Below are 14,889 nucleotides of genomic sequence, written 5' to 3'. Positions count from 1 at the left end.
TAATTCAGATAAAAATCTTGCAATCGATTGCATAATTTAAAAATAAGATTTACTTTAGCTACCTATAAACCTTGGTTATAAACAAAAAACCACGCCAACTAACTTCTAAAATGCTTTTATTAGGGATTGATATCGGTACTTCATCAGTTAAAGTATCTGTTGTAGATGCGGCTTCGCAGAAAGCGTTAGCCTCGGCCCAGTACCCCGACAGCGAGTCGCCCATCACCGTACATCAGCCGGGTTGGGCAGAGCAGTCGCCGGATATGTGGTGGGAGCAGGCCCAGATGGCACTGCAACGCTGCCATGCCACCCAAACGTATAACCCTGCTGATATCAAAGCCATTGGTATTGCCTACCAAATGCATGGCCTGGTGCTGGTAGATAAGGATCAGCATTTGCTGCGCGACAGCATCATTTGGTGCGACAGCCGCGCGGTAGAAATAGGCGATAAAGCTTTTGATGAAATAGGACATGAGCAATGCCTCTCGCACCTGCTTAACTCGCCTGGTAATTTTACCGCTGCCAAGCTGGCCTGGGTAAAACAAAATGAGCCTGAGATTTATAGCCGCATAGATAAAGTGATGTTGCCGGGCGATTATATTGCCATGAAACTTACCGGCGAAGTAACCACTTCGGCTTCGGCATTGTCTGAAGGTATTTTCTACGATTTTCAGGGCAACCGATTGTCTGACGAGGTGCTGAACTACTTTGGTTTCAGTACCAATTTGTTCCCGCCAATTAAGCCGGTTTTTGCACCTCATGGTCAGTTGTTGCAGTCTGTTGCAGAGAAATTGCAGCTGCCAGCCGGTATCCCTGTGGCTTACAAAGCGGGCGATCAGCCTAACAACGCATTATCATTAAACGTATTGAAACCCGGCGAGGTAGCCGCAACGGCAGGTACCTCTGGTGTGATTTACGGTGTGAGCGATGAACTGGCATTTGATCTGCAATCGCGCGTAAATACTTTTGCGCACGTTAACTATACCGATGAGCTGAAACGCCTGGGCGTGCTGCTGTGCATTAACGGTACCGGCAGTTTGTACCGCTGGGCCAAAAGCCTGTTTGGCGCCGGTTTGAGCTATAACGAGATGAATAACCTGGCGGCACATGCGCCGCTTGGCAGCGCCGGACTGCGCATATTGCCTTTTGGCAATGGTGCCGAGCGTATGCTGAATAATAAACTGGTGGGCGTGCATTTCCACCACATCGACCTGAATCTGCACACGCAAAGCCACATGCTGCGCGCCGTGCAAGAGGGCATTGCCTGTGCCTTCCGTTACGGGTTGGATATTATGCGCGAGAACGGCATGAACCCAACGGTGATCCGTGCCGGCAAAGCCAACTTGTTCCTGAGCGATCTGTTTACGCAGGCTTTTGTAAATGTAACCGGCGTACCGGTAGAGCTGTATCGTAATGATGGCAGTGTGGGCGCTGCTCTGGGTGCGGGTATTGGTGCTGGTATTTTCAGCACGCCTGAAGAGGCCTTTGCGCGTATGGAATGCCTGCAAACCATAACCCCAACCACTAAAGATTATGAGCCGGTTTACCAGGAATGGAAGGATCTCCTGACGGCGCAACTGCTGAGCGAGCAAATGTTTATCGGCAGCTTATAATCTAATCCCCCCGCAAGTATCGAATTTTTAATAATAACAAAATCATTAACAGTTAACATAAATGAGTATCACATTAGGAAACAACGAGTTTTTTAAAGGTATTGGCCAAATAAAATTTGAGGGCCGTAATAGCGATAATCCGCTGGCATTTCGCTGGTATGAGGCAGACCGTGTAGTAGCCGGCAAAACTATGGCAGAGCATCTCCGCTTTGCTTGTGCTTACTGGCACTCTTTCTGTGGTAATGGTGCCGATCCGTTTGGTGGCCCGACCCACGTTTTTGCCTGGGACGAAAAAGCTGACGCAGTTGAGCGCGCAAAAGACAAGATGGATGCAGCGTTTGAGTTCATTACCAAAATGAACCTGCCTTACTACTGTTTCCATGATGTTGACGTGGTAGATTACGGCAATGATATTGCCGAAAACGAGCGTCGCCTGCAAGCTTTGGTAGAGTATGCTAAACAAAAGCAAGCTGAAAGCGGTGTAAAATTACTGTGGGGTACCGCCAACCTGTTCAGTCACCGCCGTTACATGAACGGTGCTTCTACCAACCCTGATTTCCACGTAGTGGCTCATGGTGGTGCACAGGTAAAAGCAGCTATTGATGCTACCATTGCACTGAACGGCGAGAACTACGTTTTCTGGGGCGGTCGCGAAGGTTACATGAGCCTGCTGAATACCGATATGAAACGTGAGCAGGAGCATTTTGCCCGTTTCTTGCACATGGCTAAAGATTATGCCCGTAAACAAGGCTTTAAAGGTACGTTCTTCATCGAGCCAAAACCTTGCGAGCCATCTAAACACCAGTATGATTATGATGCAGCTACCGTATTGGGCTTCCTGCAGAAATATGACTTGTTCAACGACTTTAAACTAAACCTGGAAGTAAACCACGCTACTTTGGCCGGTCACACTTTCCAGCACGAATTACAGGTTGCTGCCGATGCCGGCTTGCTGGGCTCAATCGACGCTAACCGTGGCGATTACCAGAACGGTTGGGATACTGACCAGTTCCCGAACGATATCAACGAGATTACCGAAGCCATGATGATCATTCTGCAAGCTGGTGGCTTACAAGGTGGTGGTATTAACTTTGATGCGAAGATCCGTCGTAACTCAACCGATCCTGCCGATTTGTTCTACGCTCACATTGGCGGTATGGACATCTTTGCCCGTGCATTGGTTACAGCTGACGAGATTCTGCAGAAATCAGACTTCAAAAAGATCCGCACCGAGCGTTATGCTTCATTTGATGGCGGTAAAGGTAAAGAGTTTGAAGAAGGTAAATTATCACTGGAAGACCTGCGCAACTTTGCTGCCCAAAACGGCGAGCCTGCAGTAACCAGCGGTAAACAAGAATACCTTGAAAACCTGATCAACCGTTACATCTAAAATTTAATCAGTTAAAGCTAATTGAACGATTAGCTAATTGGTTTTTTAATAATCGGCGCAACGCCCCGGAGCAATTCCGGGGCGTTTGCATTTGAACTAGGGTTGAACGGATTTTTAGGATTTACAGGATACTTGTATCAGCCTGTTACGGCAATCCCCCAACACGTCATTTCGAGGAACGAAGGGGATAAGCATCCTGTAAATCCTAAAAATTCGTTTAATCCTGGTTTGGAATTTTTCCTACCATCCACACAATCAATCCACCCAATGCGGCAATAATGCCAAACGCTACCCTCAACCCGGCTGCTTGAGCCACATAACCTACTAATGGCGGTACCACCAAAAAGCCAAGGTAACCGATGGTAGATATAGCGGCCAATGCCGTAGCGCTGCCCATGGTTTTTGATTTGCCCGCCATGCTAAACACCAGCGGAACCACGCATGATACCCCGGCACCGGTAAATACAAAACCCAATCCGGCGGTAAGCGGGTAGGGGAAGGCTACCGCAATAGCCAGTCCAACCAGGATAAACCAGCCGCTATATTTAAGGATGGTTTTGATGCCCAGGCGGGTCACCAGCTTATCGCCGGCAAAGCGGCTCAGGGTCATGGCTACCATGTAGAATACAAAGGCGGCAGTGGCTCCTTGCTTGGTGGTGTGCAGGGCTTTTTCAAAGTAGATACCGCTCCAATCGTACATCGTATTTTCGCAGGCCATACAGGCAAAGCAGATAAGCGAGAATTTAAGCAGAAACTTATCAGGTAATGAGAAAACGGGTTTCTTTTGCTGCACTGCTACCGGCCGGTGGTAAAGTGTATCCGGGAAAAAAATAAGGGAGGACGCAATCATGCTGATACACACCGCCGGCAAATGCCATTGCGGAGTGATATTGAAAAGTACCATCAGGTAGCCAAGCGCCGCTCCGGCAAAACCTGCCAGACTCCAAACACCATGAAAGGCGGTAAGGATAGATTTGCTATAAAGCGATTGCAAGCTAACCGACTGCGCGTTAAGCGACAGATTAAACAAGTTGCGCGATGATCCGAAGAAAAACAAAATAATGGCCAGCTGCCATTGCTGATTTACAAAGCCCAGCAAGCCCAGCATAATGGCATATACCAACGCACCTGTAACCATAATACTGCGACTGCTGTACCTGCCCAGCAGCTTGCCGGTAATGGGCATGGTGCACATTAGTCCAACAGGCATGGCAAAAAGTACGGTACCCAGTTGGGCTTCGTTCATGTGCAGATGCTGCTGTATAGATGGTATGCGCGATGCCCAGGCCGAATATCCAAAGCCAGAGATAAAAAAGAACACCGTGCTGGCAATACGGGCCTTGCGCGGTGAGTTATATTTAATGACGGCTTCGTGAGACATGTGGCGTAAAAAGGCACAAAAATAAGCATTGGTGCAGTTATTTGTTGGTGGTAATTTCTTTTTCCATGTCATTTCGACCAACGGGAGAAATCTTAGCCCCCATGCTTTGCCTGTGGCTAGGCAGGCGTCTAAGATTTCTCTCTTCGCTGCGCTACTTTCGAAATGACAACGTAGGAAGGAAAAGAAAACTACTATTGGTTTTTAACCTGTTATTATCCCTCAACAAAACATTAAATTTGCTTTAATACCAAAACGAGTTTTATTTATGAAAGCATTGAAATTAGGATTACTGGCGTTATTTATAACTACCGCGGGTTTTGCGGGCAATAGAAAAGCCATCATTATCGGTCCGGCGATGGACGGGCTGATCAAATCATACTTGGGCATTAAAGATGCGCTGGCCGGTGATGACGCCAAAGCGGCCTCCAATCAGGCACGTTTGTTTACAGCTGCTATCAAGGTGCTGGATGCCTCTACTATGGATGATGACAAGAAGGCCATCTGGGCAAAATATTCAGAAAAGCTGCGCTACAATGGCGAACACATTGGCGAGGTACAAAACCTTAAACATCAGCGTGAGCATTTTGCCAAATTGTCTGACGATATGTATAACGTGGTGAAAGGCATGAAGACCAACGATTTTACCCTCTACCGCCAATATTGCCCCATGAAGAAGGCTTACTGGCTGAGTATGACCACCAGCATCGCTAATCCGTACTATGGCAAAAATATGCCTGATTGCGGGCAGGTGAGAGAGACGTTGCAAAAGCAGTAACGCCCCTCCACTCCTCCCCAAAGGGAGGAGTGGATAGACTAAACCAACACCACACGTCATTGCGAGGAACGAAGCAATCTCTGTACATGCAATACGTCCGACTGTCCTTCGCAGAGATTGCTTCGTTCCTCGCAATGACGTGCTGTATAAAAAGAAAACCCTTGGGCAAAAGCCCAAGGGTTTTCTTTTTATACAGATAAAGCTTTATCCTTTACGCTTTTGCTTTCAGTTCAGAATTACTTCCAGCCGAAATAATTGCTGGCGTTGTTGTAGCAGATATCCTGCACCAGTTTACCAATCCATTGGATATCGTTTGGCAGTTCGCCGTTTTCAACGTCATCACCAAAAAGGTTACACAGCAGGCGACGGAAGTACTCGTGGCGTGGGTATGACAAGAAGCTGCGAGAGTCTGTTAACATACCAACCAGGCGGCTCAGTAAGCCCATATTGCTCAGTGCGTTCATTTGTTTAATCATGCCATCTTTCTGATCCAGGAACCACCAGCCAGAACCAAATTGTACTTTACCGGCTACAGAGCCATCGTTAAAGTTACCAATCATGGTAGCCATCAGCTCGTTATCGGCAGGGTTCAGGTTGTAAAGGATGGTTTTTGCCAGTTTATCCTGAGTATCCAAACGGTTCAGGAATTTTGACAGCATACGGGCCTGGCTAAAGTCGCCGATTGAATCCCAACCAGTATCGGGACCTAATTGCGATAGCATACGGGCGTTGTTGTTGCGCAGCGCACCCAGGTGGTATTGCTGCACCCAGCCTTTTTCATGATCCCAAAGGGCAAATTCAAATAATAAGGCCGATTTAAATTTCAGGTTTTCTTCGTGGCTGATAGCCGCGTTGCTGCGGATCTTGGCGAAGATAGCTTTGATCTCGGCTTCGGTATAATCCTCAGCATAGATCTGCTCCAAACCGTGGTCTGATACAGAACAGCCGTTGGCCGCAAAGTAATCATGACGGGTTTTCAGGGCAGCCAGATATTCATCCAGGTTGCTGATGCTGGTGTTGGTAATGGCTTCCAGTTTGTCAATGTAAGCGTTCAGACCGGCAACGTCATCACTGTTCATTGCTTTGTCCGGACGGAATGACGGCAGAATTTTCACTTCAAAACCATCGGCAGCAATTTGCTTGTGGTATTCCAGGGTATCCAGCGGATCATCAGTAGTACCCACAACCCTTACGTTCATTTTAGTTAGCAGGGCACGCACGGTAAAATCTGGTGTTTGCAGTTGCTCGGTACACTGGTCATAGATGCTTTTAGCAGTGCTTGGCGACAGAATGTCGTTCACGCCAAAATAGCGCTGTAATTCCAGGTGAGTCCAGTGGTACAGTGGGTTACGCATGGTGTATGGCACGGTAGCAGCCCATTGTTCAAATTTCTCAAAATCGCCGGCGTTACCGGTAATATATTTCTCGTTCACGCCATTGGTACGCATCGCACGCCATTTGTAATGGTCGCCGTAAAGCCAAATCTGGGTAAGGTTTTTAAAGTTACCGTTGGCAGCTATCTGGTCGGGCGGCAAATGGCAGTGGTAGTCAATAATAGGCATTTGCTTTGCATACTCGTGGTACAGCGTTTTTGCTGTTTCGGTCTGCAATAAAAAATTTTCATCCAGGAACTTTTTCATAAAGAATATACTATGGGAGGGGCGGTTACCCCGAGTGCGCGCTAAGGTATTAATTATTATGATTTAAAAAATGATTTGCAGGCGGTTTAGTAACGGAAACGATTGCGTAAGAAACCTCTCCTGGCTCCTCTTCAAAGGGGAATAGCCCACAAAGAGGCCGGAGTATAATAAATCCCTCCTTGGGGAGGGGCGCGGTGGCTTTGTGAAGTGGCGGGGAGGGGTTTATATCGTACGCAATCGCATAAACCCCTCCCTACACCCTCCCAAGGGAGGGAATCGCACTGGCCTTCGCGTCCATAGATGCTTGCTACCTCTTTATGAGCTATTCCCCTTCAAAGGAGAGGAGGGAGGCAAAATACTCATTGATGTATAAATGCTTTGCGCTATCTTTAGGAACCTTAATTCAATTATCACATGCCTAATGTTTACAAAATTGGCAATAGCCATAATTCAATTAATCTTCAGGCTGATATCCACACTGTTGGCGCCGCTGCAAGCAAAGCTTCAATTACATCTTTAGATGATGATAGCGATGCCGGAGTTGCTGTGGCTCGTTCGGTAGACGCAACAGGCGATATCGAATCGCAGCCTATTGGTGATTATCGTAGCTTAAAAGGAAAATTACTTAACGTTTGGACAGAGATTGCTGCTGCTGATGGCGGGGCAAGCGGAGGGCAGGGGTAACCGGCCCATTTGGGGGGACTTACACAATTAGTGGTGGCGACGATGGCGAAAAGACATATACCGACGTTACCAAAAACATAAAGGACGGTAAGTTTTATTTGAATTTCTTGGTTCTGTTATCATGAGAAAAATTCTTACCCTTTTAATAGTGCTGACATTTTCGGGGATGGCTCTGGCACAAAGTACAAGCCAGACCCTGAATAAACTTGCCGTACCACAATCGCCTGCTTTTTCAATCACCGATATCACACCCGGGTTGGCTCAAGTTCCTGGTACGCCCAAAGCTTTCGCTTTAGGTGTGGCGCAATCTGTTCAGCAGTCAGGGTCATTGTTCCCTAATAATTTCTCCGCACAATTTGCACCGGTTTGGTGGATTGCGCCTAACGGTTTGAATGTATACGATTTTTTAGGAATCAATAAAAACACACATAAAGATAATCCCTGGGGAGGCATAAAATATACGATGTTGTCGGTCGCTTTTATTAATAAAGACCTGATACCAGACAATGCTACTACCACACAAAAGGTATATGCCTTGGGATTGCATACTAATTTGTTTCGGATTTATAGAAAGCATTCTAGAGATACAACACGTGCACAATATTTGGTTAAACGGCTTAAGGATTGGCATGATGCCGTACAGACAGAATTTGATAATGATGCTTTACTGATAGCCCAGTTGAGCCGATATCAATTTAAACATCCAGAAGATACCGCCGCTGCCAGTAAAATGATCAGCAAGCTTGGAGAGAGCCGTAGTACCGATATTATGAAGCAAATAAACGACGCCATAGCCGAGAAGCCCCTGTTTAATTGGGATATTGCCGGCGCCGTAGCCGTTTATGGTGTGGATGACGAAACCGTAAAAACCGGCCGCACTGCGGTATGGACGCAGTTGAGCACCTATATTCCGCTGGGCAACATTAGCAATGGTAACTATTTTACGTTGAGCGCGATGGGGCGCTACCTGGCTGATAATTTTGAGAAGAACGATAAAGGCGTTATCGGTCTCGTCAATAATAAAGACATTGGCGCCAATGCTGGTTTTGAGTTTAACCGTTTATCCATATCGGTCGAGTCGCTCTATCGCTTTGCCAGCCAGCTTGGTGGAACAGAAAACCGGACGGTTGGGGTATTGAATGTGCGCGTGAGTGATAACCTGATTGTAAGCGGCTCGTTCGGTAAAGATTTTGCGGGGCCAAACAAGCTGATCTCTGTTTTTGGTATTAACCTGGGCTTGGGTAAAGAGAAGGTGACTTTGCCGTAGGTGAATGCGCAGGCCCACGCGCGCATTTCGACAGGCTCAATGTGACACCCAAATGGAGCGGGGGATGTCATGCAGAGCTTGTCGAAGCAAGCGCGTCGGCTTCTGAACGATCTACTCAATACATCTCCAGTACCACCATCACCGCATCATTACTCAATGCCTCCATATCAGCCTCCTCTAAATTCCACAGCGCCAGGCTGTCTCGCTCATGCAATAGCCGTCCCTGCAACTCAAATGCTCCGGTAACTACAAATGCAAATAACCGCGATTCGCGACTATAGGTTTGATACAACGTTTCGCCGCGACCGGCAAACAAGCCGATGTGTAAGGCAAACGGCAAGTCATCATCTTTAAAAATATCAGTCAGTTGATTGCGTGTTTGCCCGAAATCAAAATTGGCCAGGCATTTATAGACAGATGTATCATGAGTCTGGATCTGCAGGTAAAGAAAATTGATCCAATGATCTGCGTACGGGTTACTCAACTCCACAGTGCTGCCAGCCTTGGCAAAGTAAACGTAGGCCTGCCCCGCATCGGCATGGGTGATGGTTTCTTCATGATTAAGAATTACCTCGCCGGTAATAGGCAGTAGCACAAAGTAGGCATTGTGCGTTACGGCGATTTGCACTGCGCCGCCTGCGGCAATCATTTCATCATTGGCTATAGTTAATGACCCGAAAGGTTGATTGCCCTGATTAAATACCGAGTATCTGCGATAAGTGTTGTTCTCCTCCAAGACGCGCTTGTCTGCCACAAAAATTTGTCCCGGCAATTCCATCTTATATCGTTTTAAGTGAGCAGATATTTAAATAAGGCTGCACCTGTATCAGGTTGGTGATGGTTTCGTTATCAGCGGTAGTATCTGGCTGATAGGTTGATAGCAACAGATACTCGCCAATACTATCGTGCCACACCAGTGGCTGGGTGTAAAAGTTAATAGCTATTTGGTGGCGGGCTTTGTTGTTAATATCAGAGTTGATGATTTCCAGCTGATAGTTATCAAACCGTAACGAACGGATGCCCACATTGTTCAAAATATCTGGCACCACATTGTTTAATTGGTGTATATAACCGCTGATGGCCGGCAATACCCGCGCTGACAGTTGGTGAGCACCGGGAATGTTGTTAACCAGTTGTGCGTACGAGGTAAACTGGGTATGCTGACTAAAGTTCTGCGCCTGCATTTTAAATTCCAGGTGGCTTGACTCAAATACCAGCTTGTCCCAGGGTTTGGTGCTGTTGGTGTCGATGACTTTACGGTAGCAGAGGGTGATGATACGCATGATATTGAAATGAGAAGGCGTCCCGAAGCTTGCCTTCAGGACGCAACCAAATAAACCTATTAACTATATGTGGGAGAGAGATTACACACTAATGCTCATCGTCAGTACAAACCCGTCGGTGGTGTTACCGGTAACGGCGGCAATTTCTGTGGCATAGCTGTCGCTAAACACATTGTCGCTGGCGTTGTAGGTATAGCCGGTTAAGCCTTTGCTGTAACCATTTACCTGTGCCACGGCGCTGCCGCTACCTTCGGGGAAGGCAATCTGCGTTACTTTTAACGATGTGCCCGATGAGTTATAAACATGCACATGGATATGTGTAGACCTGCCGCTGTACCAACCCGGGAAAATACTGGTATAAGTAACCAGTCCGCTGGTGTCGGTTGTTTGGCGGCCGCGCAGAAAGTGTACCGATGTGTAGTCTGTAGCCTGCATGCCACTGCCGCCGTATTCAGAGTAGTTGCCGTCTTTATCGCAATGCCAAATATCAACCATGGCGTTGGCCAGCGGGTTGCAACTATTGCTGTTACTCAAGATGATGATCTTAACCGTAAGCTTGTAGCCGGTGCGGCCGTCGGTAATATCGCTGCGCACGTATGATGCCGGTGTGTGGGTTGGAAAAGGGCCCTCCGTTTCTGTTGGTGCCACTGCACAGCCGTTGCTACTGCTTGGCGGTGTGCTAGCCGACGAACTGCCGGTTGAAGTAGTGCTGGCCGTATCATCCTTTTTACAAGCAGCTGCCAGCGCTGAGGTGGAAGCTGCCCCTATAATCAGGCTCTTTAAAAAAATCTTTCTTTCCATTTTAGTTCGAGTTTTAATTAGCTGTTCCTATTACTGTTATAAAGATAGATGGGTGTGGGGTTGGGCGTTTAAAGGTGTCGGTGGGTACGGGGATTGAGTCGATGAAATGGATTTGTCGGTTTTACGGCGGCCGGAGGCCGCGGGATAGTCGTCACCCGGCTGGAGCCGGGCGACTGCAAAGTGGGAGAAGCGCAATGCAGCGCAGCTGCATTGCGCCATTTTAATCAAGTGCAATCGCTCGCGTCTTCGCGAGTGATGACTATCCCGCGGCCTCTGGCCGCCGTCATTCAGCTATGTTAGCGCGTTAGGGATAGGAGCGGATACCGGCCTCGTGACTAAAGCCTGCAGGCGTATGAGCGGATAGCCCGGCCCGAAGGGAACGCCCTTTAGATAACGCAAGAGCAGGCATTACTCTTCAATCTTCAATTATCGTATTTTGATACCTGATCTTTAATCTTCATTCACCAAATCTTTACGATTCCCTAACCGACTTTCCGTCGTGCTGCCTTCTCTCTTTCGGCATAAAAATGTAAATTCGCCTGCCATTATGACTTCATAATGACCAATGGCGTAATTGTTGATGCCATATTTGATATCATTAGAAAAATAAACCATGTTAAATTTTATAAGCAAGCTTTTTGGAAGTAAGTCGGAACGGGATGTGAAGGCTATTCAACCAATAGTTGAACAGATAAAAGCTGAATATGCAAAGTTATCAGGCATTACGCATGATGAGCTGCGTGCCATGTCTGTAAACTTTAAAGAGAAGATCAAAACCGGTCTGGCCGATATTGACGCCCAGATAAACGATATAAAGGCCCGCGTTGAGAACGAGGCGGATATGGACGTTAACGAAAAAGTTGGTCTGTATACCGAGCTGGATAAATTGCAGAAGGAGCGCGATACGGAGCTGGAAAAAATACTGATGGTGATTTTACCACAGGCTTTTGCCGTGATAAAAGAAACTGCTCGCCGTTTAAAAGAAAACCCAACCATTGAAGTTACTGCTACCGATTTTGACCGAGAGCTGGCTGCCAAAAAGCCAAACGTGGTTATTAAAGGCGATAAAGCCATCCACGCTAACACGTGGACTGCCGCTGGTAACCAGGTAACCTGGGATATGGTGCACTATGATGTACAGCTGATTGGCGGTACGGTGCTGCACCAGGGTAAAATATCTGAGATGGCTACGGGTGAGGGTAAAACGCTGGTGGCTACGCTGCCTGCTTACCTGAACGCGCTGGCCGGTCAGGGGGTACACATTGTAACGGTGAACGATTACCTGGCCCGTCGTGACTCGGAGTGGATGGGCCCGCTGTATGAGTTCCACGGCTTGTCGGTTGATTGTATTGACAGGCACGAGCCAAACTCGCCAGCCCGTCGTAAAGCGTATCTGGCCGATATTACCTTCGGTACCAATAATGAATTTGGTTTTGACTACCTGCGTGACAATATGACACGCAGCCCGGAAGAGCTGGTACAGCGCAAGCTGCACTTTGCCATGGTGGATGAGGTTGACTCGGTTTTAATTGACGATGCCCGTACTCCATTGATTATTGCCGGTCCTATTCCGCGCGGTGATGAGCATGAGTTTTATGAGCTGAAACCACGTATTGAGCGCCTGGTAAATGCACAGCGTAATTACATTACCGGTGTGCTGAACGAGGCCAAGAAACAAATAAACGACGGTAATACCGATCAGGACGGTGGTGGTTTGGCACTGTTCCGCGCACATCGTGGTTTGCCAAAAAATAAGGCCTTAATTAAGTTTTTGAGTGAAGGCGGTAACCGTCAGGTACTGCAAAAAACCGAAAACTATTACATGCAGGATCAGGGCAAGGAGATGCCTAAGGTTGATGAAGACCTGTTCTTTGTAATTGACGAGAAAAATAACCAGGTAGAGCTGACCGAAAAAGGTATCGAACTGATTACCGCATCGGGCGAAGATCCACACTTCTTTGTGATGCCAGACGTGGGTACAGAACTGGCTGCCATTGAGAAATCTGATCTGGCTGCCGAAGAGAAAGTGCAACGCAAAGATGAGCTGATGCGCGATTTCTCTATCAAATCTGAGCGTATCCACTCGGTTAACCAGTTGCTGAAAGCTTATACCTTGTTTGAAAAAGATACGGAGTATATCCTGGACGAGGGCAAGGTGAAAATTGTAGACGAGCAGACCGGCCGTATTATGGATGGTCGTCGTTATAGCGATGGCTTGCACCAGGCTATTGAGGCCAAAGAGAATGTGAAAGTAGAAGACGCTACACAAACTTTTGCGACTATTACTCTGCAAAACTACTTCAGGATGTACCACAAATTGTGCGGTATGACTGGTACAGCGGTTACAGAAGCAGGCGAGTTCTGGGAAATCTATAAACTGGATGTGGTTGAAATTCCAACCAACACTCCAATTTCACGCAAGGATGACCAGGATTTAGTTTACCGTACGGTGCGCGAAAAATACAATGCCGTTGCAGACGAGATTGTGAAACTGACAGAGGCAGGTCGCCCGGTACTGGTGGGTACTACCTCGGTAGATATTTCTGAGTTATTGAGCCGTATGCTGAAGCTGCGCGGCATTAAACATAACGTACTGAATGCCAAATTGCACCAGAAAGAGGCCGACATCGTAGCCGAGGCTGGTAAAGCAGGCACGGTAACCATTGCCACCAACATGGCTGGTCGTGGTACGGATATTAAACTGGGCGCTGGTGTTAAAGATGCGGGCGGTCTGGCCATCATCGGTACTGAGCGCCATGAGTCTCGTCGTGTAGACAGACAGCTGCGCGGTCGTTCTGGTCGTCAGGGTGACCCGGGTTCTTCACAGTTCTTCGTGTCGCTGGAAGATAACCTGATGCGCTTGTTCGGTTCTGAGCGTATTGCCAACCTGATGGTACGTATGGGTATTGAAGAGGGTGAGGTAATTCAGCACTCGATGATTACCAAATCTATCGAGCGTGCACAACGTAAAGTTGAAGAAAACAACTTCGGTATCCGTAAGCGCCTGCTGGAGTATGATGACGTGATGAACTCGCAGCGTACCGTGATCTATGCTAAACGTAAAAACGCCTTGTTTGGCGAACGTTTGGATGTAGATATCAACAATACCATTTTTGATGTGGTTGAAGACGTGGTGACCGAGTACAAAGAGCAAAATAACTACGAAGGCTTCCAACTGGAGATCATTCGCTTGTTCTCTGTTGACGTTGAAAGCACTCAGGAACAGTTTGCCGGCAAATCGATCAACGCTTTGGTTGACGAAACCTTTGCTGCGGTAACGGATTTCTACAAACGTAAATCTGAAGGTATTGCTGAGCAGGCATTCCCTGTGCTGCAGGATGTATTCCATACCCGCGGTGCGCAGATTGAAGATATTATTGTTCCGTTTACCGATGGTATTCACGGTATCCAGGTTTCTGTGCCGTTGAAAAAAGCGGTAGAGAACAAAGGTCTGGAAGTGTTCAAATCATTTGAGAAGAACGTTACCCTGTACCTGATTGACGATGCCTGGAAAGAGCACCTGCGCGAGATGGACGAGTTGAAACAATCTGTACAGAACGCCGTTTACGAACAGAAAGACCCATTGCTGGTTTACAAATTCGAAGCGTTTGAGCTGTTCCGCCAGATGCTGACCAACGTAAATAAAGAGCTGGTAAGCTTCCTGTTCCGCGGTGTAATTCCGGTGCAACAAGCGCCAGAAGAAATCCGTGAGGCTCAGCCACAGCCGCGTACAGATATGAGAAACATGCGCGCCTCAAAACCCGAGCTGATTAGCGAAGGTGCGATGGAAGGCATCCCTGGTTTGCCAATGGATGATACCCGCGAGCATCAAAAACAAATGCCGGTACGCGCCGAGCAAAAAATAGGCAGAAATGACCCTTGTCCATGCGGCAGCGGTAAGAAATACAAAAACTGCCACGGCGTAGGCGAAGAATAAGAGCCAGTGGCGGTGATTAGAGATTAGTTAATCAGAGATTGGTTCTTTCCAATCGCATTCTGGAAGGAGTACCTTCACGTCATTGCGAGGAACGAAGCAATCTCTGTATAGGACAAGC

General features: G+C 47.6%; 11 protein-coding genes. 6 read left to right on the top strand and 5 right to left on the bottom strand.

The window, feature by feature from the left end; all coding sequences use genetic code 11:
• Window positions 1–110: 110 nt before the first annotated feature.
• The gene (locus tag ABZR88_RS16155) at window positions 111–1,613 is read left to right on the top strand and encodes a xylulokinase (protein WP_107827081.1); all 1,503 of its coding nucleotides are present in this window, start codon (window positions 111–113) and stop codon (window positions 1,611–1,613) included.
• Between the two features lie 61 nt (window positions 1,614–1,674).
• Window positions 1,675–3,003 carry a xylose isomerase gene (xylA, locus tag ABZR88_RS16150; RefSeq protein WP_107826341.1) on the top strand — a complete coding sequence of 443 codons (1,329 nt, stop codon included), beginning with the start codon at window positions 1,675–1,677 and terminating at the stop codon, window positions 3,001–3,003.
• Window positions 3,004–3,220: 217 nt separating this feature from the next.
• Here xylA and ABZR88_RS16145 read toward each other — a convergent pair whose 3' ends face one another.
• The gene (locus ABZR88_RS16145) at window positions 3,221–4,384 is read right to left on the bottom strand and encodes an MFS transporter (protein ID WP_107826342.1); all 1,164 of its coding nucleotides are present in this window, start codon (window positions 4,382–4,384) and stop codon (window positions 3,221–3,223) included.
• Window positions 4,385–4,649: 265 nt separating this feature from the next.
• Here ABZR88_RS16145 and ABZR88_RS16140 point away from each other — a divergent pair, with 265 nt between their 5' ends.
• Entirely contained in the window at window positions 4,650–5,159 is a 510-nt protein-coding gene (locus ABZR88_RS16140) for a DUF3347 domain-containing protein (RefSeq protein ID WP_107826343.1), read from the top strand.
• Window positions 5,160–5,395: 236 nt separating this feature from the next.
• Here the strand turns inward: ABZR88_RS16140 and uxaC are convergent, their stop codons facing one another.
• A complete protein-coding gene (gene uxaC, locus ABZR88_RS16135; RefSeq protein WP_107826344.1) occupies window positions 5,396–6,799 on the bottom strand; it encodes a glucuronate isomerase in 1,404 nt (467 codons plus the stop codon).
• A 414-nt stretch (window positions 6,800–7,213) separates the two neighbouring features.
• On the opposite strand from uxaC, the gene ABZR88_RS16130 reads away from it, so the two are divergent.
• Together ABZR88_RS16130 and ABZR88_RS16125 are read left to right on the top strand one after the other, a co-directional pair.
• The gene (locus tag ABZR88_RS16130) at window positions 7,214–7,483 is read left to right on the top strand and encodes a hypothetical protein (protein ID WP_107826345.1); all 270 of its coding nucleotides are present in this window, start codon (window positions 7,214–7,216) and stop codon (window positions 7,481–7,483) included.
• A 121-nt stretch (window positions 7,484–7,604) separates the two neighbouring features.
• Entirely contained in the window at window positions 7,605–8,750 is a 1,146-nt protein-coding gene (locus tag ABZR88_RS16125) for a hypothetical protein (RefSeq protein WP_146166438.1), read from the top strand.
• A 115-nt stretch (window positions 8,751–8,865) separates the two neighbouring features.
• Here ABZR88_RS16125 and ABZR88_RS16120 read toward each other — a convergent pair whose 3' ends face one another.
• The 3 genes from ABZR88_RS16120 to ABZR88_RS16110 all read right to left on the bottom strand — a co-directional run bounded on the left by ABZR88_RS16120 (window position 8,866) and on the right by ABZR88_RS16110 (window position 10,834).
• Entirely contained in the window at window positions 8,866–9,528 is a 663-nt protein-coding gene (locus ABZR88_RS16120) for a hypothetical protein (protein ID WP_107826347.1), read from the bottom strand.
• A 1-nt stretch (window position 9,529) separates the two neighbouring features.
• Window positions 9,530–10,033, bottom strand: a complete 504-nt coding sequence (locus ABZR88_RS16115) for a hypothetical protein (RefSeq protein ID WP_107826348.1) — start codon at window positions 10,031–10,033, stop codon at window positions 9,530–9,532.
• A gap of 81 nt (window positions 10,034–10,114) precedes the next feature.
• Entirely contained in the window at window positions 10,115–10,834 is a 720-nt protein-coding gene (locus ABZR88_RS16110) for an intradiol ring-cleavage dioxygenase (protein ID WP_107826349.1), read from the bottom strand.
• A 613-nt stretch (window positions 10,835–11,447) separates the two neighbouring features.
• Here ABZR88_RS16110 and secA point away from each other — a divergent pair.
• Entirely contained in the window at window positions 11,448–14,771 is a 3,324-nt protein-coding gene (gene secA / locus ABZR88_RS16105) for a preprotein translocase subunit SecA (protein WP_107826350.1), read from the top strand.
• The last annotated feature ends 118 nt before the right edge of the window (window positions 14,772–14,889 follow it).

It is taken from the genome of Mucilaginibacter yixingensis, from assembly GCF_041080815.1.
Taxonomy (GTDB): Bacteria; Bacteroidota; Bacteroidia; order Sphingobacteriales; family Sphingobacteriaceae; genus Mucilaginibacter; species Mucilaginibacter yixingensis.
Note: the sequence above shows the minus strand (reverse complement) of the source record. Positions and strands in the feature narration are given on the sequence as shown.